Origin of the sequence: Bordetella avium (assembly GCF_034424645.1) — a bacterium.
In the GTDB taxonomy this organism is placed as follows: Bacteria; Pseudomonadota; Gammaproteobacteria; order Burkholderiales; family Burkholderiaceae_B; genus Bordetella; species Bordetella avium.
This window is the reverse complement of sequence record NZ_CP139969.1, coordinates 2,676,381-2,699,943: the sequence shown is the minus strand read 5'-3', so window position 1 is coordinate 2,699,943 and position 23,563 is coordinate 2,676,381. Positions and strand designations below refer to the sequence as shown.

Here is a 23,563-nt window from a genome sequence, read left to right as displayed (position 1 = left end):
GATCAGCGTTCCAGGTTGGCGGTCAGGCGGGTCAAGGCGTAGAGCAGCAGCCAGTTCTGCACGCAGCGGCGCAAATCGCCGCGCACGGTCAGGCGGTGCTGACGCACGAGCCGATTGAAGGGCAGGCCACGAGCAAGGTCGTCAAACGCGCCCTGGCCGCCTTCGAGATAAAAGGCCGCTTCGCCCAGGCCTGTGCCGCTTTGCACGCCGCTTGCCGAGATGGATAGCCAGAGGGCTTGGCCGCTGTCAGTGTTGAGCAGGCCCAGGCGCAGATCCGCCAGGATGGCGTGTCGCGCCAGGAAGGCGTCATGGGAGGCCAGGCGTGTCCAGGCGGCCAGCACGGCCGGGTCAAAAAGATTAAGCGTGGAAGTCATGAAATGAACTGCTCTTTGAGGCGGAATTTCTGCACTTTGCCGGAAGAGGATTGCGGCAGAGCATCAACGATGAAAATGCGCTTGGGCACTTTGAATCCGGACAGATGGGCGCGGCAGTGCTCGCGCAGCGCATCGATCCCGGGCATGCGGCCCGCGGCCGGCACGACGGCCGCGACCAGCTCCTCGCCCCAGTATTCATGCGGCACGCCAAAGGCTGCGGCCTCGCGCACATCGGTGTGGCTGGTCAGGCAGTTTTCGACTTCCAGCGCGGCCACGTTTTCGCCGCCTGTCTTGATCATGTCTTTGCTGCGGCCCAGAAAATGGGAGAAACCGTCGTCATCGATGCGGATCAGGTCGCCGGTATGCAGCCAGCCCTGCGGGTCCAGCACCTGCGCGGTCAGCGCCGGCTGCTTCCAATAGCCCTTGAAAATGGTGGGGCCGCTCACTTGCAGCTCGCCGGGGCCGCGCTGGTCTGGCAGCACCTGGCCGTCGCTGTCGACCAGCCGGTATTGCACATGCCGCCACAAATAGCCGATCGATCCTGGATGTTCGAGGATTTCGCGGGTGTAGCGGTTCTTGATGGTCGTGACACAGCTTTCGGTCATGCCAAAGCCCCAACTGAATTCGGCATTGGGAAAGACCTTGCGGATAAGCGCCTGCCGCCATTCACCCAAGGGGGCTGCAGCCGTCTGCACAAACTTGGCCGAAGGCAGTATGAGCGCGCCGAAATCGGGGTGGTCGGTCAGGCCGACCCACATGGTGGACAGCAGAAAGATATGCGTGGGCTGCTGCTCGGCCAGAGCTTGGATCACCACGTCGATATCAAAGCGCGGCAGGATGTGCAGGCTGCCGCCCGCATACAGGATGGGGCCGTTAACCACCCCGAATCCGCCGATATGAAACAGCGGCGTGGCCAGCAGCGAGCGCGCCTCGGCGTCGATGCCCAGCTCCATGATGTAGTTGACAGCATTGGCCGACAGATTGCCGTGCGTCAGCATGGCGCCTTTGGGCGTCGAGGTGGTCCCCGAGGTGTACATGATGAGGGCTACGTCATCATCGCCGACCTTGCCGAAACGGCGTGTGACGGGATCGTTGCAGTGCGGGTCGGCAAGGTCGGCGGGCAGCGCGTCGAGCCATGCCGGAGGCGAGGGCAGGGCGTCGTCCTGGCTGAGGGTATCGACTAGCGCCTGATGCGCGGCGTCGTAGATGAAGACCTTGGGTTCGGCATCGCGCAGCAGATGATCCAGCTCGGCCAAGCCGTAGCGCGTGTTGACCGGGACGATGGCGAAGCCGCCGATGGCCGTTGCGTGCAGCAGGGCCAGGTAATCGATGGAGTTGCCTGCCATGATCGCCACGCGGTCGCCAGGCGCGACACCTAGCCCGGTGAGATAGTGCGCCAGCGCGCGAGCGCGCGCGCACAGTTGCGCGAAGGTCAGCGCTCGCTGGCTGTCGGAGATGGCGGTCTTGCCAGGGTGCCGCTCGGCATTGAACATCGCGACTTGATAGATATTAGGCATGGCTATGTGTCTCGGCGGCATGGCCCAGGTAGGCGGCGGCCACCTGGGGGTTGTTTGATACGGATGCGCTGTCGCCGGCCAGGGCCAGACGCCCCGTTTCCAGCACGACGGCGTGATGAGACAGCTTGAGCGCGAGCCGCGCGTTCTGTTCTACGAGAATGATGGTGGTGCCATCTTGGCTGATCTGGCGGATGGCGCGGGCGACTTCTAGCGTCACGGCAGGCGCCAGGCCCAGAGAGGGTTCGTCCAGCAGCAGCAGGCGCGGGCGCGACATCAGGGCCCGCCCGATCGCGCACATCTGCTGTTCGCCGCCTGACAGATAGCGGCCCAGGCTGCGCTCGCGTTCTTTCAGCCGCGGGAAATACGCATAGACATGGGCGATATCGGCCTCGATGCCGGCGCGGCCGTGGCGCAGGTAAGCGCCCATGACGAGGTTTTCGCGAACGCTCAATTCGGGAAACAGCCGCCGCCCTTCGGGCGATAAGGCGATGCCCATGGCTACGCGCCGTTCTGTGTCCAGAGACTGGATGGCCTTGCCTTGCAGGCGGATTTCTCCGGCTCTTGGCGGAACCAGCCCGATGATGGCCTTCATCAGCGTGGATTTGCCTGCGCCGTTGGCGCCGATGACGGCGCATACCGTGCCAGCCTCCACGCCAAAGGACACATCATTCAGGGCCTGTACTGCCCCATAGCTTACCGACAGTCGGTCGATTTCAAGCATCGTCAAGGTCTGCTCCCAGATAGGCTTCGATCACCTTGGGGTCTTGCTGCACTTCTTCTCGCCTGCCTTCGGCCAACAGTTTGCCGTTGACCAGCACGACCAGGCGCTGACAAAGCCGCATGACCAGCCCCATATCGTGTTCGACCACGACGACGTCGATACCGGCGGCGTGGATGCGTTCGATCAGATCGGCCATGGCGACCGTCTCGACCGGATTCAGGCCTGCGGCCGGCTCGTCCATCAGCAACATGACGGGCATGGCAGTCAAGGCCATGCCGACGCCCAGGATTTTCTGCAAACCGTAAGCCAGCGAGCCGGCGTCGGCGTCGGCCAGGGAGGCCAGCCCGATCAGGGCCAGGGCTTCGTCGGCCTGGCGGGCGGCCTGCTCGCGACCGCGCCTCAGCCCCCAGGGATTGAATAGCGACTGCGGCGTGGGGAATTGCCGGAAAAGTGCTGCGCGATACAGGTTCTCGTAGACGCTATGCCCGGCGAAAACGTGCGTGGACTGGAAGGTGCGCACTAGCCCGCGCCGGGCGATGGCGGCCGCCGACGCGCCGGTCAGCACTTCGTCGTTCATGCGCACCTTGCCTGCCGAAGGACGGGCCGACCCGGCGATCAGGTTGAACAGCGTCGTCTTCCCCGCGCCGTTGGGGCCGATGACCCCGGTGATCTGTCCCGGCACCGTCTTGAAGGACACGGTATCCACGGCGCGGATGCCGCCATAGAACCGGCTCAGTCCTTGTACCTCGAGTTGGGCCGTCATGGTTTTTCTCCGCGCAGGCCTTGCGTCAGCGAGCGTGCCAGTGCGGTCAGACCCTGGGGCATGAAGAGCAGCAGCAGGATGAGCGTCAGGCCGTAGATCAGACGCTGATACTGTTGCAGGCCGCGTAGCAGTTCGGGCAGCGGCACCAACAGGACGGCGCCAATCACGGCGCCGGCCAGTGCGCCCACACCACCGAGCACATTCATGATGACGGCATTGACCGCAGTCCAGAAGCCAAAGGCGTCGGGTGAGATATAGCCTTGGTAGTGAGCGTAGATGCTGCCCGCGCAGCCGGCGATGGCGGCGCTCAGCACAAAGACGCTGACGCGAAAACTCAGCACATTCAGGCCGCCAGAGGTCACCAAGGCCTCGTTTTGTTGCAGCGATGCGGCGACCATGCCCCATTCGCGGCGATACAGCAGGCGCAGGCCGAAATACACCACGAGCGCGAAACTCACCGCCACCAGGTAGGCGCCGTAACGTCCCGGCGGGATGGGCAGACCGGCCGACATGGGAGGAATATCGCCAAAACCATTGTTGCCGCCAAACAAGCCGTGAAACTCGATGAAGCACAGAACGATCGCCTCGCCCAGCGCGAAAGTCAGCAGGGCGAAGTGCACGCCTTTGATGCGCATGAAGACCGGCCCGGCCAGCGCAGCGACCAGGGCGGTCAGCACACCCGCCATGATGAAGGCGGCAGGGAAGGAGAAGCCGTGATCGCGGCTCAGGATGGCGGAAGCATAAGCTCCTAACCCGAACAACGCGCCATGCGCCAGTGATAACTGCCCGATGCGCAAAAGCAGATTCATACTCATGGCAAGGGCCGCGTAGATCGAGACCATGACGGCTAGATGGAGGTAGAAGCGTGGCTGGCCGGTCCAGATAGGCCAGCAAAGCAGCGCCACAATGGCCAGGCCATGCAGCAGCCATTGCCAGACGCCGTCTTTGCGGTAGAGCGCGAGATGTGGAGAGGCAGTCATGAGGATTTACCCATCAGGCCGCTGGGTTTGACCACCAGCACGGCCATGACGATCAGAAAGGACACCATGGTCGCGACCGTCGCGTTGTAGAAAGTTGCGGCGATGGCCTCGGTAAAGCTCAGGATGAGCGAGGCGACGACGGCGCCGGGCAGACTGCCCAGGCCGCCCAGCACCACGATGATGAAGGCTTTGACCACGACGGTTTCGCCCATATAGGGGTGGATGGTGTAGACGGGCGCCATGAGTGCGCCGGACAGGCCAGCCAGGCCGCAGCTCAGGGCAAAGGTAAAGGCCATGATCTTGCGTGAGCTGACTCCCTGCAAGCGGGCGACTTCGCGGTCCTGGGCCACCGCGCGGATGGTGATGCCCAGGCGCGTGCGCTCGATGAGAAAGTAGAACGCCGCCAGGGCGATCACACTGACGCCGACAATGAGCAACTGGTCTTTGGCAAAAAAAGCGGGGCCGATCTGCCAGGCGCCCTCGACCGGGCGGCGCACGGATTGCTCGTCTACGGAAAACACCAGGGATATCGCGGCCTGCAAGGTGATGGCCAGGGCCAGCGACATGATCATGCCGCCCATTTCATCGCCGGTGAAACGACGAAACAGCCCACGTTCGACCAGCAGCCCGAGCACCCCCACGGCCAGGGCTGCCGTGGCCAGCGCCGGCAGATAGGGCCAGGACAGGGTGCCGTAGAAAATGAACATCGCATAGGCGCCCAGCATGTAAAACTCGCCGTGCGCGAAGTTCACGACGCGAAGAATGCCGAACACCAGCGTGAAGCCCAGTGCCACGAGCGCGTAGACGAAGGCCGACATCAAGGCGATGATGACGATCTGCAAGGTAATCTGCATGGTTCAAACCGTTGTGGTCATGGCTGCGCGCCCTCTGCGGGCGCGCAGCTGGTGGTCAGCGGGCGTCGAATTTTTCGACGACTTCGGCCTTGCCACCCTTGATCACACCCAGGTAGGCCGGGGTGGCGATCTGGTGGTTGACGCCATAGACGTCTTTGCCGCCCCAGACAATGCTGCCTTGGATGCCTTCAAAGCTCGGGCTGGCTTCGATCTTCTCGACCACGGCCGCCGTGTTGGTGATCGTGCCGGCTTCCTGGATGGCCTTGAACAGCAGGCGTGTCGCGTCGTAGAAGTAAAAGGCAAAGTCATCCATGCTGTTGCTGTGATACTTGCCATAGGCCGCGCTCAGGCGCGCATAGGGCGCACTGGTCGGGTCGGCAGACAGGTAGACCAGCGTGCCTTCGGCGTTGTCAGCGCCCGCCGACTTCACGGTTTCCGCCACGTTGTTGCCGCCGAACTTCGTGAAGCGGCCTTTAAAGCCCATTTCACGCGCCTGGCGGATGACGATGCCGGCAGGCCCGGGCGGCACGGTGTCCAGCTCGATGAAGTCCACGTTCTTGGCCAGGATGCTGGTCAAGAGTGTGCGGAAATCATTCTGCGAGCGCTCGAAGAACTTGGCGTCGGCGACGGTGTAGCCGGCGTCTTCGTAGGCTTTCTTCTGCGTTTTCTGTGTGCTCCAGCCGGTCGCGTCATTGGGCGAAAGAATGGCCACGCGCTTGAGTTCGGGGTGTTTTTTTTTCAGCCAACCGATCAGTTGGCCGTTGTATTCATAGGTGGTGGGCAGCACGCGGAACAGATAGCGCGTATTGGCATCGAGAATCTCGGTCGAGTAGCTGTTGGACAGCAGCAAGACCTTGTTGCGTTCGGTGATGGGTTTCATCGCCATGACCGAAGCCGAGCCGATCGGGCCGATGATGAATTTCACGTCGTCCTGATCGATCAGCCGATTGACGGCGGTTACCGCGTCGGCTGCCTTGTAGTGGTCGTCGTAGGTGATGACCTCTACCTTGTATTTCTTGCCCGCCACGTCCAAGCCGCCAGCCTGGTTAGCCTCCTCGACGGCGACCTTGACGCCGCCATCAATGGCCAGCCCCCACGGCGCCCCCGGCCCCGTCATGCCGCCGACCACGCCCAGCTTCAATGTCTCCGCCTGCACCGTTAGCGCCGTCAACAGCCCGGCAGCCAAAAATGCGGCTTGTAATCCCTTTTTCATTGTCGTTCCTCAACGTTAATTGACCGGACATAATGGAATTTGATCCGAACAATAAGTTATCAACGAAAGGCTGTCTAGAGAACTTACGAATTTTTATTTGGATATTCCCAGTGCGTCATAGAGGAGCGGGGGGAAGGAGGCAGGGTTTTCCTGATCTGGCATGGTCAGGTTTTGCCATGGGTGTTTCAGGGATTGATGAATAGACATTGGCGTTTGGATTGCGCTTCAGTATCCTTGCGGTCCGCCGTGACCTCTCGGCCTAGGTCCTGTCTTCCTAATTCGGATATCCATGCGCGCAGTTGATCGCAATTACATAAAACAATTGTTGTCCATAGCCGGCTATATGTCGGGGCTGGCCCTGCTCTTTGTCGGCTGGGTGGCCTTGCTGGATTTTCCTGGCCATTGGGCTATTCCCACGGCGGTGGTATTCGAGCTTGCCTTGATCGCGTTGGTGTTGCGCAGCGAGTGGGCGGGCCGCCGAGTCGACGGCGCGGCAGGTTGGATGACTTTCGGCTACTTCTTAGGTCATGCTTGGCTTTTCGGCGGCGCTGCAGTGCTGCGTCTGATCATCTGGCTATGGCAGATCGTGCTGGGTTAGCGGCGAGCTTTTTGGCTTACCGCTCGCGGCGCAGTGCCGGAGCGGGGCTGCGCGTCTTGTTCGGCGGGCTTGTCTTTGGGACGGACCCAGGCCTCGAGCGTGGCCTGGGAGACTGGCAGGTTTACGACGGTCTGCTTGGGCGGGATGGTTGCAGAAACCACTGGCCCAGAGGTCCGGCATCTAGCTCGATGCGATCCGCCCCCTTGCTGCTTTCAACGACGCGTTTCTCGTGCGCTGGGTGATCCTCGGGAATCATGGTAGCGATGCGCGCGCTGCTCAGTTCATTGCTCTTCATCGAGGAGACGAACGAACTGCGAGCTTCCCTAGGTCGTGCCCTGTACCGTTGCTGCCTGATGGGGCGTCAGCAGATACATGACGCAGGCGCAGAATATTGCAGCAGCGTGGTGGCCCCGCTAGGGGCGCGCTTTGCTTGGACCTTGATGTCAGTTGGGCAATTCAAAGTCCTCGGCAAGCTTGCAAGATGGTGCTGCGGCTTTGCGCCAGTATCATGGCCATCCAGATGTCCTCGTCCACATAGAAGGCATCGCGCAGTTCGCGTTTGGCCTGGATTTGCCCGCTGCTTCTCGCAAGATGCGGGCGTTGTTCGAACCATTGCTCCGCACGCAGCTGAAATAGGGAAGTCGGCGACCGGGTGCCGAATTCCAGGGCAATGGCAAAGTTGGCCGTGTCGGGGCAGGCTTCGAACAGGGCGCCTAGCGCGTGGCCTTTGACTTGGCGCGAGGCCGAGTCGTTTTCCCAGGCAGCGATGACGTCGCTGCCCCATATCTGGCGTGTGAGCGCCAGGTTGTCGTGATCTTCAGGCCGCCCGCCATGGATTTTTTCGCCATGGCCATAAGGACCCAAACCGGTATGCACATCAATCCAGGCGATGCGTTGGCGGGTACGGCCATACCTGTGTAGGGCAGTACGTAAGGTTAGGTTGCTCCAGCTCGGGGTCTGGCCGCCATAGAAGAGGCCATCGGGATGCGCGGTCTGTCCCGTGGTGACGGCTTCACGAAAACCCGCGTAGCCATGTTTTTGCTGATAGTCCAGAAGGGCGGCGTCGTTGTCGGCAGACGGTGGCCATTGTTTTGGAAGCAGTATCTCGTGCAGCTGATCGTAGGCAGGGTTTTCGATTGGCTCGTCGTTCGGACGAAAGTTGCGGTTCAGATCGATATTGTCTTCATTGACCCGGCGCAGATGCGAGAAGCCATGCGGATTGATGGCGTGAATCAGAAGACAGCCCAACTGTTTGCGACGGATCAGCTCCAAGAGGCCGTCGTCGTTCAACAAGGCAAGCTGGCAGGCCGAGCCGCAAAATCCCTCTACGCCATGTGTGCCTGACGACAGGATCAATAGTTGATCTGCATCGGGTGGGCCTAGATAGGCCAGGTCCATCGCTAGCGCTTCGCCTTGCGCACCGAGCCGCCCGGGCAGCAGATGGGTCGAGAGATCCGCCTTTTGTTGCCGGGCGGCCTCTTGGAAAGCGTTGCGGGCTTCGACGTAGTTGTGGCAGAAATACTGGCGTGGCTGGAGCATGGATGGGGTCCTGGACGTAGTTAAATAAGGGCAGGGAGGAATTAGCGTGCAGCGAGTCGCTGCGCGCGCAGGGCCCAGGCTTGATGGATGGCTTTCATGTTGTGGGCGAGGGTAGTGGCATCGCCGAAATTGACTTGTGTGCCGAGCACTTGCATTTGCCGATGCATCTCCTCCGATTCGAGCGCCCGGGCTACCAGGCCCTGTAACAGGTCGGCGCGCGCTTGTGGCAGACCGCGCGGGGCGAAGAGACCGACGACGCCACCTTGCTCCATACCGTTGATGCCCTCTTCGCTGAAGGTGGGCACCTCAGGGATATCTGGGTGTCTGCCTGATCCCGACACGACAAGCAAGCGAATCCGTCCGGCGCGCATGGGCTCCAACAGCTCCGCTAGTGAGGTCATCCCCAAGGCCAGATGTCCGCCCTGAACATCCATCACGAGCGGCGAGCCGCCGCGATAAGGAACCGCAGCAATCGGCAGGCTCATGCGTTCGCCAAGCAGTTCGACGGCGAATTCCGGAATGCTGCCTGGGGCGGGAACGCCGATAGAGATCGGGCCGGACAGCGTCTTGAGGTCTTGCAGGGTCCGCAAAGGCGAGTCGGCCTTCACTGCCAGGCCCAGGATGCTCTTGTCGGTAATCTGCGCTACCGGCGCAAAGTCGTCCGGGGAGGCGAAGCCGGGTTTTTTCAGCGTATGAGGCAGGATGGACAGGGTATGGTCGTTGGTGAGAAGCAGCGTGCGGCCGTCAGGGGCGGCGGCCAGCATCGCCTGCGCGGCCAGCAGTCCGCCAGCTCCAACGCGGTTTTCCACGACCACAACCTCGCCCAATCCCCCTTCGATCTGGCGTGCAAGTAAGCGTGCAATGACATCCACGCCGCCGCCAGGCGAGAAACCGACCAGAATGCGGGTCACCGGGGCGGCCTGAAGCCGTCCGGCTACGCTGCCTAATGCGATCGCCGTCAATAGTCTGCGGCGGGTAAGCGGTAGGTTCATTGCAGGCTCCAGGTCTTGCCCTAGGGGGCGTGGTTTTTGGGCAGAATAGGAAATAACCAGCGATAAAAAAAGACAGCCCTTCTTGGAAGGTGATAGAGATGATTGATCTTCATGAAAACCCTGATATTGGCTGGAGTGTCAGCCTGCGGCAGTTGGAACTGTTTCGTGCAGTGGCCACGCGTGGCAGTTTGCGCGCCGCTGCACGGCACCTGGGCCTGAGTCAGCCAACGTTGACGCATTCGATGAAGGTGCTGGAGCAGGGTGTGGGGGCGCCGCTGTTTGTGCGTTCGGCTAAGGGCAGCAGTTTGACTGGCATTGGGCAGACCTTGCTGAGGCACAGCCAGCTAGCATTGAACGAATTGCATCGCGCGCAGGAAGAAATCGCGCGCTTGCAGGGCGAGCGTGGGGGGCGGGTTGCGGTCGGCTTCAGCTCGGCGGCGACCAGTTTGCTCCCGCTGGCCTTGAGTCGTTTTCAGGAGGCCTGCCCAGGCGTTACGTTGGCGCTTTCCGAGTTGAGCAGCTCGGAGCACGATCGGGGGTGGTTGGATGGCACCTACGACTTCATTGTGTCCAGCGAGGTCGATGAGCATCCTGCTGATGCGCACCCTCGAGAGTTGCTGTATAGCTTGCCGCTTACCGTCATGGCGCGCAGCGGCCATCCGTTAGGGAAGGCGCGTTCGCTGGCCGAATTGCAAGATGCTTTATGGGTGTTGCCGGAGTATGGGCCGGCGCTTTTGCGGCGTTTGTTCGAGTCGGCGGGACTTGCTCCTCCCAGGCGTTATGTCATGTGCTTGTCGAGCCAGATCGCGTTCACGCTTTTGCGGTTTACTGACGCGCTTGGCATGATGGCTCCCAAGTCGCTGGCCACGTTGCGCAATGCCCATGATTTACGTCCTGTGCCCTTGAGAAAACCGGTGCCGGCTACGCTGCGTGTCAGCCTGCTGGCGCGTGATCTCAATGCGCTGACACCAGTGGCACAGCGTTTCGCCGACTGTTTGCGCGAGGCGGCTCGACTACGCCGTGCCGGCAATGTCTAGGCGCTGGGCCCGCGTCATGCGTTGCCGGTGTTTGGCACGCTTATTCGTCCGCTCTCAGGTAGTGGTCGATGTAGTCCGGCCCGCTCCCCCTTCAAGCGCCAGAACAGCAGGGTAAATGGCAGCGCCGTGTTGCGCGTGCTGAGCAGGGCGTCGTAGACAACGTTGGCGACGGCCTGGCGATAGGCGGCCGGTTTACCGGCGATGAGGTCGATGCGAACCCGAGGCATTGAAACGCTCCATTAATCAGATGATTGATGGGCGCGGTGATACGGGAAAATGCTGGCAGCTGCGTAGGCCGTCGTATTGCCGGGGCGCGAATTTGTTTTATCCATGCTGCCCCTGGCGCAGGCGCTGAGTTTGAAACAAAGAGAGCCGACAATGCTGGCATAGATTGTCATGTGTCGGCTGTGGGTGATCGTCCGGCTTGGTTGGTAATAAACAACAACGGTCGGGATAAATGGCTCGCCCTAAGCCGTTTCATATTTAATGGCGGCATGATAAGGATCAAGCACAGCCATAGTTTGATCGGCTGCCCGGATCATGTCTGGTTCAAAATGGCGGGCGCGCTATCCATGCCTGTATGCAAAGACAATGCTGGCCGGTTTGTTCCGGCCTTAGCAGGCCAGTAGCGCATGCAGTATTGCGGATATCCTGCGGTGGTTTGAAAAGCAGGCCCGTCGGTTTGCTTGGGGCTGCTCAGAATTGCCGTACCCGGAGAGGCGCAGTATTTTCTCTGAGGGCTTTGATGTGTCAAGTAATTGGTTTACCGGCCTCGGCGGAGGGGGAATTCGTTCTTGTACTAAATTTGTAGCCTGATCATCATGATCCAATCGAATGTGCTGTTTGTCCGGCCTCGGGCGTGTGTGATTCCGATGAGGCGACGTTGGGAAAGAGCGGGACGGACGGCGTTTGGCGCGAGGGGCGCCAGGTCATGAAGGCGGGGGCTGGGGCAACACCCTGGCTGCGGCCTCCATGCGAGACCGATTGCAGCTGAGCAAAAAATATGCAGAGCGATGCGATAGCGACAGATCTCATAAAGCGCCAGCGGCCTGCCGGCCCGCTGAGGGCGCTCGTCATGCTGGCTGAAAGCTGTAGGCGCTTCAGCCATTTCCTTTTTCAAGTGCATCGTCCCACCATGTTTGCGCACGGGGAGGCGTCAGGCCGTTCTGCGGCCTTTTCATATTGCACGATCCCGGACAGGCATAGCCTCAGGGCTATGGCCTGATCCGGTAATTTCGTTTTTTTTGGGCTTTTAGAAAGGACGGTGTGATGGTTGATGATCTTGTCGTCGATTTATCGCGGTTTCAGTTCGCCGCGACAGCGCTTTACCACTTCTTGTTTGTCCCCTTGACACTGGGCCTATCCTTCATCCTCGCGGTGATGGAAACGGTTTATGTCACCACCGGACGGGTTATCTACCGTCAGATGGCGCAGTTTTGGGGCAAGCTCCTGCTCATCAACTTCGCCCTGGGCGTAGCGACGGGTCTGACGATGGAATTCCAGTTCGGTACGAACTGGTCGTTCTATTCCAGCTTCGTCGGCGATACCTTTGGTACGCTGTTGGCCGTGGAAGGCCTGATGGCGTTCTTTATGGAGTCGACTTTTGTCGGCCTGATGGTGTTTGGCTGGGACCGCCTGAGCAAGGCGCAGCACTTGGTTGTCACCTATTTGGTCGCGATCGGTTCCAACCTGTCGGCCCTCTGGATTCTGGTGGCCAACTCCTTCATGCAGGCCCCGCATGGCGCTGAGTTCAACCCCGTCACCATGCGGATGGAGTTGAGCAGTTTTTCCACCCTGTTCTTCAACCCCGACGCGCAGGCCAAGTTCGTTCACACGGTGCTGGCCGGCTATGTGACAGCCGCGATCTTCGTCTGTGGTGTGAGCGCCTACTATCTTCTGCGCAACCGCCATAACGATCTGGCTCGCCGTTCTTTCCGCATCGCCGCGCTCTTCGGCGTGGTGGGCACCTGCGGTGTGATGACCCTGGGCGATGCCCTGGGTTTCGTCGGCGCCCACGCTCAGCCTTCCAAGCTGGTGGCGATGGAAGCCCTCTGGAAGACGGAAAAAGCGCCGATGGCGTTCAACGCCATTGCCTTCCCGTCGCAAAGTGAGGAGCGCAACCTGTATGAGTTGCAGGTGCCGGGCGCCTTGTCGCTGCTGGTGACGCACTCTTTGACGGGCACCGTGCCCGCTGCCGATGTCTTGCAAGAGCAGGCCAAGGAGCGCATCCGCAACGGCATTCCTGCGGTGCAGGCCATGCAGCGTCTGAGCAGCAATCCTCAAGACGCCGAGGCGCGGGCGCAGTTCGAAGCGCACAAGGCCGACATGGGTTATGGGCTGTTGGTGCAGCGCTACGCGCCGGACGGCGATCTCACCAAGGTCACCGACGCCGATGTGGCGCGCGCGTCCAAGGACACGATCCCCGAGGTATGGCTGGTGTTCTGGTCGTTCCGGGTGATGGTGGCTGCCGGTCTGTTGATGCTGGCCTTCTTCGTGCTGGCGACCATGTACACGCTGACCAATCAGGTGCAAAACCGCCCCCGCTTCCTGCGTTTCAGTCTCTGGATGATTCCCGTGCCCTTCATCGCCTGCGAAGCGGGCTGGATCGTGGCCGAAGTCGGGCGTCAGCCGTGGACGGTGTACGAGGTATTGCCGACCTGGTTGTCTGCTTCCACGCATAGCGTCAGCTATATGATTTTCTCGGTAGTGGGCTTTGTGGCGCTTTACACGATCTTCATCGTGATCGAGATGTTCCTCATGGTGCGCGCCATCCGTAAGGGTCCGGACGACACCGGCGGACACGACCCCCAACCGGCGTTGGCCGCTACTCACACGCGGAGCTAATCATGGAAGTTTCATTCGTTCTCACTGTTATCTGGTGGCTGCTGCTGGGCGTGCTCCTTATGGGGCTGGCCATCATGATGGGTATGGACATGGGCGTGGGCACTTTGCTGCGCTTTGTGGGCAAGACTGATGATGAGCGGCGTGTGTCGCTCAACATCATCGGCCCGCATTGGGACGGCAACCAGGTCTGGTTCATCTTGGGCGGCGGCGCGATTTTTGCCGCCTGGCCGCTGGTGTACGCCACGGCGTTCTCGGGCTTTTACATCGTGATGCTGGTCTTGCTCTGGAGCATGATCGTGCGTCCGCTGGGCTTTGAGTACCGCAGCAAAATGTCGTCGCCGCGTTGGCGCAATGCCTGGGACTGGACGCTGTTCCTGTCCGGCGCTCTGCCGATGATTGTCTACGGCGCGGCTGTGGGTAACGTGCTGCAAGGGGTGCCCTTTCATTTTGACTGGCGCCTGACCTCTTACTACACCGGCAGTTTCTGGGCGCTGTTCAATCCCTTCGCCATACTGTGCGGCCTTGTGTCCTTGTCGCTCTCGATCTATATGGGCGGCAATACCTTGATGCGCAGCGGCGAGTCGACTATGGCGCAGCGCGCGCGCAAGGCCTCGATCTTCGGCGGCGTGGTGTTTTTGGTGCTGTTCACGATCGGCGGTGTGTGGGCTTCCATGCTGGACGGCTTCAAGCTGGTGAAGCAACCTGGCGCCGGCGTTGCGCAAACTCCCTTGCATCAGGTGGTCGAGCGCAGTGTGGGCGGCTTGCTGGACAATTACGCCGCGCATCCCATTCTGTGGATTCTGCCTATCGTGGCCTACGTCGCCATCGTGCTGGGTATGCTGGCCACGGCCAGGAGGCAGCGCATCCTGGGTTGGTGGCTGGGCGCCATCACCTGGATCGCCGTGCTCGGCACGGCAGGCGCCGCGATGTTCCCCTTCATCATGCCGTCGTCCACCAATCCTTCGCACAGCTTGACCGTGTGGAATTCGGGCGCCAGCACGCTGACCCAGGGCTGGATGCTGGGCTTTACCGTGATCTTCATTCCGCTGATCATTCTGTATACGAGCTGGGCATTCTGGGTCATGCGCGGCAAGGTTGATGCCAAGAGCGTCAACGCCAACGATCACGCTTACTGAGGAGGTATTCATGGCGGCATTTTTCAAATACATCTTCTGGCTGGGGGTCTCGCTGATCGCCATCGTGCTGGGTGTCCTCCTGGGGGATTACGGTCCCTGGTACTTGTCTTGGGTGCTGGGTACCGGATTGATGATTCTGGTCGCGGCTTCTGCTGGGGTGTTGTTCGAGGCCCAGGAAGACGCCCAGGACAAGATCGATGCGGCGCAAGGTCGGTAGTAATCGTCCGTCCCATTTTGTCCGTCCCATTCGCGGGCTTCGGCCCGCATCTTTCAGGAGTGCCCCGTGAATTTGACGAGCATGGCAGGCGAACGTAAAAGTTCTTTTGGCACGCTGCTTGGTGTGGGTATTTGGGCGGGCTTCATCTCTGCAATGGTCAAGTCGGGGGTGGAAACCATTATTCCCCCCCGTCCTCCCAGCGCGGTGCCGCCGCCTATCGGCTTACTCGACCTGATGGGTTTTGATGCTGGGTCGATGAACTATGTGTTTAACCAGACCGCCGTGAACTGGGGCGGTAATGGTGTGCACATTCTGTTCTCGATGGTGATCGCCTTCGTCTACGCCTGGCTGGTGGAACGCTGTTCCAAGGTCGGTGTCTGGTGGGGGGTGCCTTTTGCCTGGATTACCGCCACCATTGGCGCGCATTGCATCGTGCTGCCCTTGCTGGGCATCGGCCCGCGTCCCTGGGACATCGGTACGGATGGCTTTATCTCCGAGTTTGTCGGTACCGCCATCTGGATCTGGACGATCGAGTGCGTGCGCCGCGTGATGCTGCGCAAAACCTGAGGTCGTCTTGGCCTGAAGAAGCGCGGCGGTGGGCAACCACCGCCGTTTTGCATGGTGCGCCACTGTGCTCGCAAGGCCTGCCGTTCAAACGGCTTGGCCAGGTGCAGCGCCTGGCCGCAGTCTCTCCGCCACGTTTTTATCGGATTTGCCCTATTTAGATCGGCTTGCCTGTGTCTCGGACTGAGGATTCCGGATCATGCGCGGCGGGGTTGACGCTGGGCGTCGATGAAAACGACCTCTCTTGCCAGCCAGATCTGGCAGCAGAGGCATGTTGCGGGCGGTAGCCCGCTTCTTTTAGGAGTAGCTGAGTTGGTACAAACCTGTGGTGGCGCCTGTGAACGCAAGCATTCTCTGAGTGTCCTGATCGGCTTTGGCATCTGGGCGGGCTTTCTCTCCGCCCTGGTCAAGTCGGGGGTGGAAACCCTCTTGCCGCCGCGGCCCCCGGGGGCGGTGCCGCCTCCCATCGGCTTGCTGAACCTGATGGGCTTTGATGCCGGGTCGATGAATTATGCGTTCAATCAGGCTGCTGTGAATTGGGGCGGCAATGGCGTGCACATTCTGTTCTCGATGGTGATGGCCTTTGTCTATGTCAGGCTGATGGAAGTCTGCTCCAAAGTCGGCATCTGGTGGGGCCTGCCTTTCGCCTGGCTCACCGCCACCATCGGCGCCCATGGCATTGTGTTTCCCTTGCTGGGTATCGGTCCGCTGCCCTGGCACATAGGCGTCGACGCCTATATCTCGGAATTTTTTGGTACAGCGCTCTGGATCTGGACCATCGAGTGTATGCGTCGCGTACTGCTGCGCAAGGTTTGAGACGGCGGCAAGAGGGCTGTCCTGCGGTCAGCCTGTGTGCACGCGGCCGCAATCCACCCCCAGGGGATGGCGCTGCGTGTACAGCCGCACAATAAGACCGGGCCCGAGCAAAGCCTGCGCCCAATCGCCTTGCAAGGGCAGCACCCCCTCTGCTGACAGGCTCGCGCGCAGCAAGGGCGCGATGACCGGGCCTAGCGGACTGTGCAGCGTGAGGGCGATCAGGGCGTCGCTGTCTCGGCCTTCCGCCTGGGCCTGAAAGCGCAGTTCAGCGCGCGGCAGATCGGCCTCGTAGTGCAGAGTCACCGCGATGTCGGCAGGATCGGCGGGCGCATGGTGCAGGGTGCGCCGTCTTGAGGCGGGCAGGCGGAGTAATTGCGGGGTCGTGAACGGTGCGCGGCGCGGCTGGCTGGCCCGCTCCCAGTGCAGGGCGGCGTCGAGCAGCGCCTGGTCGCTGCCGGGCCGGCCAAGCAATTCCAGGCCGAGGGGCAGCGCATCGCTGGTGAAGCCCGCCGGCAGGCAGAGGGCGGGAAAGCCGATGCCAGGGCTTAATTGCGCGTTGGCGCCGCCTTGCGGCTCGCCGATCATGGCTGGCCGGCGGCGTAGGGAGGGATAGGCCAGTACATCCAGGCCGTGCATGGCCTGCTGTACGGAGTCACGCAGGGCTTGCCGCAGCAGCAGGGTGGCGGCTAAGCGGCTGCCGTTGCTGTCCTCAGTCGCGTTGCGCAGGCGCAAGACCGCATCCAGCGCCTGATGGTGCAGGCCACGTTTCAGAATGCCGCCCAGGCTGTGGATCGGGGTCTGCGGGTGGCGTGCAAGATAGGCTGCAAGCGCCGTACGAAACTCCAGCGGTGTCAGGCTGCTGGCCCGCAGGCGTTCGGTCAGTTGCGGTATCTGTATTTCGACCACGTCGGCGCCCAAGTCGCGCATGGCGTCAAGCGCCTCGCGGCAGCGGCGGGAAATCTCCTCCTCGTCGGCGTCGCTGCCGAAGAGTTCGCCGATGACGCCGATGCGCAATCCTTTCAAACCCTCAGGGTTGAGACGCGCATGGAAACCGCCACCCCCCATCCTGCTGGCCGGGTCTTGCGGATCAGCACCGGCCAGCGCATCGAGCAGCAAGGCGAGGTCATGCACGCTGCGCGCCAAGGGGCCTGCGCAATCCTGAGTGGGAGAAAGGGGTACGATGCCGCTGCGCCCGATCAGCCCCGGCGTCGCTCGCAGGCTGACCAGATTATTGACGGCTGCAGGGATGCGCAGGGAACCGCTGGTGTCGCTACCCAGGCCGGCGGTTGCGAAACTCGCCGCGATGGCGGCCGCCGTGCCGCCGCTAGAGCCGCCCGGCACCCGCCGGGGATCATAGGGGTTGCGGGTGCTGCCGGTCAGTGAGGAGGTGTTCGTGATGCCGGCAGCCAGCTCGTGCAGCGTGGTCTTGCCAACGATGACTGCCCCGGCTTCTCGCAAACGGCCTAGGGCCCAGGCGTCCTGCGTGGGCTGATGCGTGGCTAGCGCCAGTGCGCCGGCGCTGGTCGGCATGTCGGCGCTGTCGTAATTGTCTTTGACCAGCAGGGGGATGCCATGCAGCGGTCCGCGCGGCCCATGCCGGGCGCGTTCCTGGTCCAGCGCACGGGCCTCTTCCAGAGCGCCGGGCGCCAGACAGACGACGCTGTTCAGCTTTGGGCCATCTTGGTCGTAAGCGCGGATGCGCGCCAGGCAGGCCAGCAGCAGGCTCTCGGCGGTGGCCGAGCCATCGGCCATCCGCGCTTGCAAGGTGGCGATATCCGCCTCGAAGATCTCGTCCTGCATCGTTGCGGCTTAGCGGAAGTGGCAGGCCACCCAGTGTGAGGCGCCCGCTACGCTTACGGGCCGTTCGGTGAGCGCGGGCTGCTGTTCGCTGCAAATAGGCTTGGCCAGCGGGCAGCGCGTATGGAAACGGCAGCCCGAGGGGGGATTGGCCGGGCTGGGCGGGTCTCCAGGCAGCAAGCGGCGTTGCGCGGGCTGGTGTGGGTCGGGCACCGGCACGGCCGACAGCAGAATCTCGGTATAGGGGTGTAGCGGCCCGGAGAACAGCGTATCGCGGTCGGCGACTTCGACGATGCGGCCCAGGTACATGACCGCGACGCGATGGCTGATATGGCGCACTACGGCCAGGTCATGGGCGACGAAGAGGTAGGCCAGGCCCATCTCTTTTTGCAGGTCCATCAGCAGGTTGATGACCTGCGCCTGCACGGATACGTCCAGCGCCGAGACCGGTTCGTCGCAGACGATGAGTTTGGGCCGCAGCGCGAGCGCGCGGGCAATGCCCAGACGCTGACGTTGGCCGCCGGAAAACTCGTGCGGGTACTTTTTCATGGCCTCAGGGCGCAGGCCGACTTTGGAGAACAGCCAGGCCAGTTCTTCCTGGCGGCTGCGCGATCCGGCGAGGGCCGGAAAGTTGCGCATCGGCTCACCCACGATCTCGCCTGCCGTCATACGCGGATTGAGCGAAGCGTAGGGGTCTTGAAAAATGATCTGCATGTCGCGCCGGCGCTGGCGCATCTGTTCGGCCGACAGACCCAGCAGTTCTTCGCCTTCCAGGCGCACGGAGCCGGCCGTGGGTTGAATCAGGCGCAATACGGCTTTGCCGGTCGTCGTCTTGCCGCAGCCGGACTCGCCCACCAGAGACAGGGTCTCGCCGCGCGCGACATCGAAGGACACGCCATCGACAGCCTGCACTACGGGTTTTTTCTTGCGCAACAGGCCGCCAGGCGAGCCGTAGTGCATCTTCAGGTCGCGGACTTGCAGCAGGGGCTGGCTCGTCGGAGTGGGACGTTCGGCGCTCATGCTTGGCTCCGGCTTGTGGCGGGCTCGCCGCCAGGTTGAGCGCCGCCTGCGATGCCGGCGGCGATATCAGCGGCCTCGAAGCAGGCCACGACATGATCGTCGCCCTGCAACTGCAGCGTGGGATCTTCGTTGCGGCAGCGCTCGGTGGCATAGGCGCAGCGCGGCGCGAAGCTGCAACGCTGACCAAGCTCGTGCGAGGCGGGCACCATGCCCGGGATTTCAGTCAGCCGGGCCGACGAGGTGTTCATGGATGGCATGGATGCCATCAGTGCCCGGGTGTAGGGATGCAGTGGCCGGTCGAACAGTTCGGCGACAGGTGCTTCCTCGACCTTGCGGCCGGCATACATCACCACCACGCGGTCACAGCATTCGGCGACCACGCCCAGATCGTGCGTGATCATCACGATGCCCATGCCGAGTTTGCGTTGCAGCTCGCGCAGCAGGTCCAGGATTTGCGCCTGGATGGTGACGTCGAGCGCGGTGGTCGGCTCGTCGGCAATCAACAGTTCCGGGTTGCAGGCCAGGGCCAGCGCGATCATGACACGCTGGCGCATGCCGCCAGACAGCTCGTGCGGATATTCGCGCACACGCCGTTCGGGTTCCGCGATCTGCACCAGCCGCAGCATTTCTTCAGCCCGTTTATAGGCCTGCGCGCGTTTGAGCCCCTGATGCAGCATCACCGCTTCGGCAATCTGCCGGCCGATGGTGAGCACCGGGTTGAGCGAGGTCATGGGCTCTTGGAAAATCATGGAAATCCGGTTGCCTCGGATTTCACGCATTTCCTTTTCGCTCAGTTTGAGCAGGTCTGTGCCGCGATAGCGCACGGCGCCCGACACATAGCGTCCGGGCGGGGTGGGAATCAGGCGCAGGATGGAGAGCGCGGTAACGCTCTTGCCACAGCCGGATTCGCCAACCACGCCCAGTGTACGGCCGGCTTCGACACGGTAAGACACGCCATCCACCGAACGCACCGTACCATTGACGGTGTCGAAATAGGTGGACAGCCCATCGATCTCCAGCAGGGGCGCCTCGGAGGCGCCAGCCGGGTTCGGAATGGCGGACATCTCGCGCTCCTACAGTTGATTGGCCAGGCGGGGATCGAGCGCATCGCGCAGGCCGTCGCCGATCATATTGATCGACAGCACGGTCACGGCGAGCAGGATGCCCGGATACAGAATGGTGTAGAAGGCTACCGCAACATAGTTGCGGCCTTCGGCCATCATGTTGCCCCAGCTCGGAACCTGGGGCGGTACACCGACACCCAAAAACGACAGCACCGCTTCGGTCAGCACTGCGGTGGCGGCGATGAAGGTCGCCTGCACCACCAGGGGTGTCATGGTGTTGGGCAGCACGTGGCGCCACAAAATCACCGGAAGGCGGGTGCCGATGGCATGGGCCGCCTCGACAAAGAGCTGTTCGCGCAGCGTCAGGGCGAGCGAGCGCACCAGCCGCACGACGCGGGGCACCTGAGGGATCGTGATGGCGATGATGACGGTGGTCAGGCTGCCGCGAATCACGGCCATCAGGGCAATGGCCAGCAGGATGTCGGGAATCGCCATCATGCCGTCCATGATGCGCATGATGAGCGCGTCGGCCCAGCGCACGAAGCCCGCAATCAAACCGAGCAGAACACCGATCGCGGTGGCCAGCAGGGCCACGGAAATCGCCACGGTAATCGACACCCGGCCGCCCCAGACAGCGCGGCTGAAGATATCGCGGCCCAGCGCATCCGTGCCGAAATAGTGCTCGGCGGAAGGGGGCTTCAGGCGTTCCAGCGGATTGATGGCCAGCGGATTGTGGGTGGCCAGCAGGGGCGCTGCAAGCGCCATAAGGGCCATCAGGATGAGAATGACCAGGCCGATGATGAGGGTGGGGTGCTTACGCACCCAGCGCCAGCGCCGGGCCTGGGCCGAGAGGGCGTCATGCACGAGCGGTTGGCTGGCAACGGGAATAGGCGTGCTATCAGACATACGTGAACTTCCGAAGGGCGCTAGTAGCGGATGCGCGGATCGAACAGCCGATAGCTGAGATCGATAAGCAGATTGATCACGACATAGGTGGCGGCCGAAACGAGGAGCACGCTCTGGATCACCGGGTAGTCATGGTGTTGCACGGCGTCGATCACCAGCCGGCCCAGGCCGGGAATAGCGAACACGGTTTCGGTGACGACCACGCCGCCGATCAACAGGGCGATGCCGACGCCGACCGTCGTGGCGATGGGAATGGCCGCGTTGCGCAGCGCATGGCCGAGCACCGGCAAGACGCCCAGACCCTTAGCGCGGGCGGTGCGGATGTAATCGGCGTGCAGCACTTCAAGCACCGTACCGCGCGTCATGCGGGTAATCAGGGCGATATACACCAGAGCCAGATTCACGCATGGCAGGATAAGGCTGCGCAGCCATGGCCAGACCCCTTGCGACAGGCTGACATAGCCTTGCACCGGCAGCCATTGCAACTGCACCGCAAAGCTGTAGATCAGCAGATAGCCCACCAGGAATACCGGCACCGAAAAGGCCAGCACGGCGAAAATCATCACCAGCCGGTCGATCCAGGTGCCGGCCCGATACGCGGCCAGCACACCCAAGGGAATGGCGATGAGAATGGACAGGCCCATCGTCAGCGCGGCGATCGACAGCGTCGGTTCGACGCGCTGCGCCAGCAGGGTCGTCACGGGCACGTGGGTGAAGATCGAAGTGCCCATATCGCCTTGCAACAAGCGGCCTGCCCAAAGCATGAACTGACGCCACAGGGGCTCGTCCAGGCCCATCGCCAGGCGCAGCTTGGCGATGTCCTCTGCCGTGGCGAAATCGCCTGCGATCAGTGCCGCCGGATCACCCGGCGACAGATGGATCAACATGAACACCACGACCGCCACTACCAGTAGCACCGGGATGATGGAAAGTACCCGTCTGACTACGTATCCCATAAATCTTCCATGCTTAAAAGGCTCTGAGGGTGATTACTTGTCCAGCACCCACATATTGGGCACGCTCCAGATGCCGTCGGCATTCTTGAGCGTGTCAGTCACGACGAACACGCGCGAGAATTGGCCTGCCGGCACATAGGGGAAGACTTCGTAAGCACGCTCCTGGAACTTGTCCAGCGCGGCCTTGCGGTCGGCCGGCTCTTGCGCGGCGATCCAGGCGTTGCGGCGCTTGTCCAGTTCTTCATCGCAGGGCCAGCCCGGCAGGCTGTTGCCGCAGGCCGCGCCCAGATAGGTGTTGTTCAAGGGCGAGTTGACGTTGAACTCCGAGGCCGTCGACATGAACAGATTCCAGCCGCCTTGCGGGCCGGACGCTTTCTTTGCGCGGCGCGCCGTCATCGAGGCCCAGTCCATCGCCTGGATGTCCAGGTTCAGGCCGATCTCTTGCAGCAATTGCACGGCAACCAGTGTCGCAGCGTTGATCGTGGCGTGGTCGGTGGGCAGCAGAATCGTGACCGGCTCCCCCTTGTAGCCCGACTCGGCCAGCAGTTTCTTGGCCTGAGCGAGATTGGGTTTGGCGAAGGGCTCAGAGCCCGCCTTGGTGTCGTTCGGGCTGCCGCAGATGAAGGCGGTGGGACAGTGCTCCACACGCAGATCCTTGGGATAGCCCATCGCGCTGAGGAATTTAGCCTGATCGATCACGTGTGCAATCGCCAGACGCGCCTTGGGGTTGTTGAACGGAGGGAATGCCGAGTTGGGAATAATGTAGAGCTGGTTCTGCTCCATGACGCCCATCTTGACCGACTTGTCTTTGCGCAGCGTGTCGATGTAGTCGGGCGGCGCCTGCTCGATCATGTCGACTTCTTTGTTCTTTAGTGCCGCAACGGCGCTGTTGGAATCTGGAAGAATGATCCATTCCACGCGGTCAGCATGCGAGGTCTTGTCGCCGGCCAGTCCCGAGGGAGCGGCTTTGGGGCCGACGTAGTTCGGGTTGCGCACGAACACGATCTTGCTGCCCGGCACCCACTCGTCACGCTTGAACAGATAAGGGCCCGAACCCGTCACTTCACCCAGCGGACGGTCGGTGGGCATCTTGGCCATGCGTTCGGGCATGATGAAGGCCGGATAGCTGGATACCTTGGCCAGGCCGTCGAGCACCAGCCCGAAGGGCTGTTCGAGGGTCAGCTTGAACGTGTTGTCATTGACCACTGCCCATTTACCGCCGGCTGCGGCCAGCGCGCGCCCGATGTTGTCGCGTGCGCCCCAGCGTTCCAGGGAGGCGACGACATCGGCAGACGTGACCGCCTGGCCATCACTGAATTTCTGGCCTGGACGCAGGGTGAAGGTCCAGGTTTTTTTGTCGTCCGAAGTCGTGTATTTCTCGACCATCTGCGGCTGGACTTGGCCCTTGGCATCCATGGCGAACAGGGTGTCATAGACCATGTAGCCGAAGTTGCGCGTGATGTAGGCCGTGGTGAACGAAGGGTCCAGCACTTTCAGGTCGGCGTGGGGAACCAGGCGCAGGGTCTTTTCCTGAGCCTGCGCAGCGCCGGCGCCCAATACACAGAGGGCCGACAGGGAAAATGTCAGGAGATGGGCAAACAAAGTCTTCTTCATGAGAACGGACTCCAGTGCGGGAAGGTAATGTGCGGGCGCAG

23 protein-coding genes are annotated in these 23,563 nt (G+C 61.9%); 7 read left to right on the top strand and 16 right to left on the bottom strand.

The genetic code is table 11. The annotated features are described in order from the left end of the window. Positions 1–2 precede the first annotated feature (2 nt). The 7 genes from U0029_RS12510 to U0029_RS12480 are packed head-to-tail and all read right to left on the bottom strand — an operon-like array spanning position 3 to position 6,422. Positions 3–374, bottom strand: a complete 372-nt coding sequence (locus U0029_RS12510; protein WP_114851784.1) for a hypothetical protein — start codon at positions 372–374, stop codon at positions 3–5. Beyond that, the gene (locus U0029_RS12505) at positions 371–1,891 is read right to left on the bottom strand and encodes a class I adenylate-forming enzyme family protein (protein ID WP_114851785.1); all 1,521 of its coding nucleotides are present in this window, start codon (positions 1,889–1,891) and stop codon (positions 371–373) included. The genes U0029_RS12510 and U0029_RS12505 overlap by 4 nt, the downstream gene beginning before the upstream one ends. Then, a complete protein-coding gene (locus U0029_RS12500; RefSeq protein ID WP_012416667.1) occupies positions 1,884–2,612 on the bottom strand; it encodes an ABC transporter ATP-binding protein in 729 nt (242 codons plus the stop codon). Before U0029_RS12500 ends, U0029_RS12505 begins: the two co-directional genes overlap by 8 nt. Continuing rightward, positions 2,605–3,375, bottom strand: coding sequence for an ABC transporter ATP-binding protein (locus tag U0029_RS12495; protein WP_012416668.1), 771 nt, complete (start codon positions 3,373–3,375; stop codon positions 2,605–2,607). The genes U0029_RS12500 and U0029_RS12495 overlap by 8 nt, the downstream gene beginning before the upstream one ends. Then, positions 3,372–4,355 carry a branched-chain amino acid ABC transporter permease gene (locus tag U0029_RS12490; protein WP_012416669.1) on the bottom strand — a complete coding sequence of 328 codons (984 nt, stop codon included), beginning with the start codon at positions 4,353–4,355 and terminating at the stop codon, positions 3,372–3,374. Before U0029_RS12490 ends, U0029_RS12495 begins: the two co-directional genes overlap by 4 nt. Next, positions 4,352–5,209: a branched-chain amino acid ABC transporter permease gene (locus U0029_RS12485; protein ID WP_012416670.1), complete on the bottom strand. Its 858-nt coding sequence runs from the start codon at positions 5,207–5,209 to the stop codon at positions 4,352–4,354. Before U0029_RS12485 ends, U0029_RS12490 begins: the two co-directional genes overlap by 4 nt. A 55-nt stretch (positions 5,210–5,264) precedes the next feature. After that, positions 5,265–6,422 carry an ABC transporter substrate-binding protein gene (locus U0029_RS12480; RefSeq protein ID WP_114851786.1) on the bottom strand — a complete coding sequence of 386 codons (1,158 nt, stop codon included), beginning with the start codon at positions 6,420–6,422 and terminating at the stop codon, positions 5,265–5,267. A 289-nt stretch (positions 6,423–6,711) separates the two neighbouring features. Here U0029_RS12480 and U0029_RS12475 point away from each other — a divergent pair, with 289 nt between their 5' ends. After that, the gene (locus U0029_RS12475; RefSeq protein WP_012416672.1) at positions 6,712–7,020 is read left to right on the top strand and encodes a hypothetical protein; all 309 of its coding nucleotides are present in this window, start codon (positions 6,712–6,714) and stop codon (positions 7,018–7,020) included. Between the two features lie 456 nt (positions 7,021–7,476). Here the strand turns inward: U0029_RS12475 and U0029_RS12470 are convergent, their stop codons facing one another. Both U0029_RS12470 and U0029_RS12465 read right to left on the bottom strand, forming a co-directional pair. Then, positions 7,477–8,559: a M14 family metallopeptidase gene (locus U0029_RS12470; protein ID WP_114851787.1), complete on the bottom strand. Its 1,083-nt coding sequence runs from the start codon at positions 8,557–8,559 to the stop codon at positions 7,477–7,479. Between the two features lie 41 nt (positions 8,560–8,600). Next, on the bottom strand, positions 8,601–9,551 hold the full coding sequence (locus U0029_RS12465; RefSeq protein ID WP_012416674.1) for a Bug family tripartite tricarboxylate transporter substrate binding protein: 951 nt from the start codon (positions 9,549–9,551) through the stop codon (positions 8,601–8,603). Between the two features lie 98 nt (positions 9,552–9,649). Between U0029_RS12465 and U0029_RS12460 the strand changes: the two genes are divergently transcribed. Continuing rightward, positions 9,650–10,588, top strand: a complete 939-nt coding sequence (locus tag U0029_RS12460; RefSeq protein WP_114851788.1) for a LysR family transcriptional regulator — start codon at positions 9,650–9,652, stop codon at positions 10,586–10,588. A 14-nt stretch (positions 10,589–10,602) separates the two neighbouring features. Here U0029_RS12460 and U0029_RS12455 read toward each other — a convergent pair whose 3' ends face one another. Then, positions 10,603–10,815 carry a hypothetical protein gene (locus U0029_RS12455; protein ID WP_039051612.1) on the bottom strand — a complete coding sequence of 71 codons (213 nt, stop codon included), beginning with the start codon at positions 10,813–10,815 and terminating at the stop codon, positions 10,603–10,605. Positions 10,816–11,857: 1,042 nt separating this feature from the next. Here U0029_RS12455 and U0029_RS12450 point away from each other — a divergent pair. The 5 genes from U0029_RS12450 to U0029_RS12430 all read left to right on the top strand — a co-directional run bounded on the left by U0029_RS12450 (position 11,858) and on the right by U0029_RS12430 (position 16,165). Next, positions 11,858–13,432 carry a cytochrome ubiquinol oxidase subunit I gene (locus U0029_RS12450; RefSeq protein WP_039051614.1) on the top strand — a complete coding sequence of 525 codons (1,575 nt, stop codon included), beginning with the start codon at positions 11,858–11,860 and terminating at the stop codon, positions 13,430–13,432. Positions 13,433–13,434: 2 nt separating this feature from the next. Then, the gene (cydB, locus tag U0029_RS12445) at positions 13,435–14,568 is read left to right on the top strand and encodes a cytochrome d ubiquinol oxidase subunit II (RefSeq protein WP_012416678.1); all 1,134 of its coding nucleotides are present in this window, start codon (positions 13,435–13,437) and stop codon (positions 14,566–14,568) included. A 10-nt stretch (positions 14,569–14,578) separates the two neighbouring features. Further along, positions 14,579–14,785 carry a hypothetical protein gene (locus U0029_RS12440; RefSeq protein ID WP_012416679.1) on the top strand — a complete coding sequence of 69 codons (207 nt, stop codon included), beginning with the start codon at positions 14,579–14,581 and terminating at the stop codon, positions 14,783–14,785. A gap of 66 nt (positions 14,786–14,851) precedes the next feature. Further along, complete coding sequence (locus U0029_RS12435; RefSeq protein WP_049794133.1) at positions 14,852–15,352, top strand: DUF1440 domain-containing protein; 501 nt, start codon at positions 14,852–14,854, stop codon at positions 15,350–15,352. A 309-nt stretch (positions 15,353–15,661) separates the two neighbouring features. Beyond that, a complete protein-coding gene (locus tag U0029_RS12430; protein ID WP_012416681.1) occupies positions 15,662–16,165 on the top strand; it encodes a DUF1440 domain-containing protein in 504 nt (167 codons plus the stop codon). A gap of 27 nt (positions 16,166–16,192) precedes the next feature. On the opposite strand, the gene U0029_RS12425 is transcribed toward U0029_RS12430, so the two are convergent. From U0029_RS12425 to U0029_RS12400, 6 genes are read right to left on the bottom strand one after another with little or no spacing between them, the layout of a single operon-like run. Continuing rightward, positions 16,193–17,965 carry an amidase gene (locus U0029_RS12425; protein WP_012416682.1) on the bottom strand — a complete coding sequence of 591 codons (1,773 nt, stop codon included), beginning with the start codon at positions 17,963–17,965 and terminating at the stop codon, positions 16,193–16,195. 9 nt (positions 17,966–17,974) lie between these two features. Then, entirely contained in the window at positions 17,975–18,982 is a 1,008-nt protein-coding gene (locus tag U0029_RS12420; RefSeq protein WP_012416683.1) for an ABC transporter ATP-binding protein, read from the bottom strand. Further along, positions 18,979–20,046, bottom strand: coding sequence for an ABC transporter ATP-binding protein (locus U0029_RS12415; protein ID WP_012416684.1), 1,068 nt, complete (start codon positions 20,044–20,046; stop codon positions 18,979–18,981). Before U0029_RS12415 ends, U0029_RS12420 begins: the two co-directional genes overlap by 4 nt. A gap of 9 nt (positions 20,047–20,055) precedes the next feature. Then, positions 20,056–20,952, bottom strand: a complete 897-nt coding sequence (locus U0029_RS12410) for an ABC transporter permease (protein WP_039051615.1) — start codon at positions 20,950–20,952, stop codon at positions 20,056–20,058. Between the two features lie 20 nt (positions 20,953–20,972). Then, a complete protein-coding gene (locus U0029_RS12405; RefSeq protein WP_012416686.1) occupies positions 20,973–21,908 on the bottom strand; it encodes an ABC transporter permease in 936 nt (311 codons plus the stop codon). A 33-nt stretch (positions 21,909–21,941) separates the two neighbouring features. Continuing rightward, positions 21,942–23,522: an ABC transporter substrate-binding protein gene (locus U0029_RS12400; RefSeq protein WP_012416687.1), complete on the bottom strand. Its 1,581-nt coding sequence runs from the start codon at positions 23,520–23,522 to the stop codon at positions 21,942–21,944. Positions 23,523–23,563: the final 41 nt, after the last annotated feature.

Excerpts from the sequence above, each read along its gene's own strand:
- U0029_RS12450 (WP_039051614.1), top strand. The coding sequence starts at position 11,858 with ATGGTTGATGATCTTGTCGTCGATTTATCGCGGTTTCAGTTCGCCGCG.
- U0029_RS12485 (WP_012416670.1), bottom strand. The coding sequence starts at position 5,209 with ATGCAGATTACCTTGCAGATCGTCATCATCGCCTTGATGTCGGCCTTC.
- U0029_RS12490 (WP_012416669.1), bottom strand. The coding sequence starts at position 4,355 with ATGACTGCCTCTCCACATCTCGCGCTCTACCGCAAAGACGGCGTCTGG.
- U0029_RS12455 (WP_039051612.1), bottom strand. The coding sequence starts at position 10,815 with ATGCCTCGGGTTCGCATCGACCTCATCGCCGGTAAACCGGCCGCCTAT.
- U0029_RS12505 (WP_114851785.1), bottom strand. The coding sequence starts at position 1,891 with ATGCCTAATATCTATCAAGTCGCGATGTTCAATGCCGAGCGGCACCCT.
- U0029_RS12475 (WP_012416672.1), top strand. The coding sequence starts at position 6,712 with ATGCGCGCAGTTGATCGCAATTACATAAAACAATTGTTGTCCATAGCC.
- U0029_RS12500 (WP_012416667.1), bottom strand. The coding sequence starts at position 2,612 with ATGCTTGAAATCGACCGACTGTCGGTAAGCTATGGGGCAGTACAGGCC.
- U0029_RS12410 (WP_039051615.1), bottom strand. The coding sequence starts at position 20,952 with ATGTCTGATAGCACGCCTATTCCCGTTGCCAGCCAACCGCTCGTGCAT.
- U0029_RS12400 (WP_012416687.1), bottom strand. The coding sequence starts at position 23,522 with ATGAAGAAGACTTTGTTTGCCCATCTCCTGACATTTTCCCTGTCGGCC.
- U0029_RS12465 (WP_012416674.1), bottom strand. The coding sequence starts at position 9,551 with ATGAACCTACCGCTTACCCGCCGCAGACTATTGACGGCGATCGCATTA.
- U0029_RS12460 (WP_114851788.1), top strand. The coding sequence starts at position 9,650 with ATGATTGATCTTCATGAAAACCCTGATATTGGCTGGAGTGTCAGCCTG.
- U0029_RS12420 (WP_012416683.1), bottom strand. The coding sequence starts at position 18,982 with ATGAGCGCCGAACGTCCCACTCCGACGAGCCAGCCCCTGCTGCAAGTC.
- U0029_RS12405 (WP_012416686.1), bottom strand. The coding sequence starts at position 21,908 with ATGGGATACGTAGTCAGACGGGTACTTTCCATCATCCCGGTGCTACTG.
- U0029_RS12495 (WP_012416668.1), bottom strand. The coding sequence starts at position 3,375 with ATGACGGCCCAACTCGAGGTACAAGGACTGAGCCGGTTCTATGGCGGC.
- U0029_RS12480 (WP_114851786.1), bottom strand. The coding sequence starts at position 6,422 with ATGAAAAAGGGATTACAAGCCGCATTTTTGGCTGCCGGGCTGTTGACG.
- U0029_RS12440 (WP_012416679.1), top strand. The coding sequence starts at position 14,579 with ATGGCGGCATTTTTCAAATACATCTTCTGGCTGGGGGTCTCGCTGATC.
- cydB (WP_012416678.1), top strand. The coding sequence starts at position 13,435 with ATGGAAGTTTCATTCGTTCTCACTGTTATCTGGTGGCTGCTGCTGGGC.
- U0029_RS12415 (WP_012416684.1), bottom strand. The coding sequence starts at position 20,046 with ATGTCCGCCATTCCGAACCCGGCTGGCGCCTCCGAGGCGCCCCTGCTG.
- U0029_RS12470 (WP_114851787.1), bottom strand. The coding sequence starts at position 8,559 with ATGCTCCAGCCACGCCAGTATTTCTGCCACAACTACGTCGAAGCCCGC.
- U0029_RS12425 (WP_012416682.1), bottom strand. The coding sequence starts at position 17,965 with ATGCAGGACGAGATCTTCGAGGCGGATATCGCCACCTTGCAAGCGCGG.
- U0029_RS12510 (WP_114851784.1), bottom strand. The coding sequence starts at position 374 with ATGACTTCCACGCTTAATCTTTTTGACCCGGCCGTGCTGGCCGCCTGG.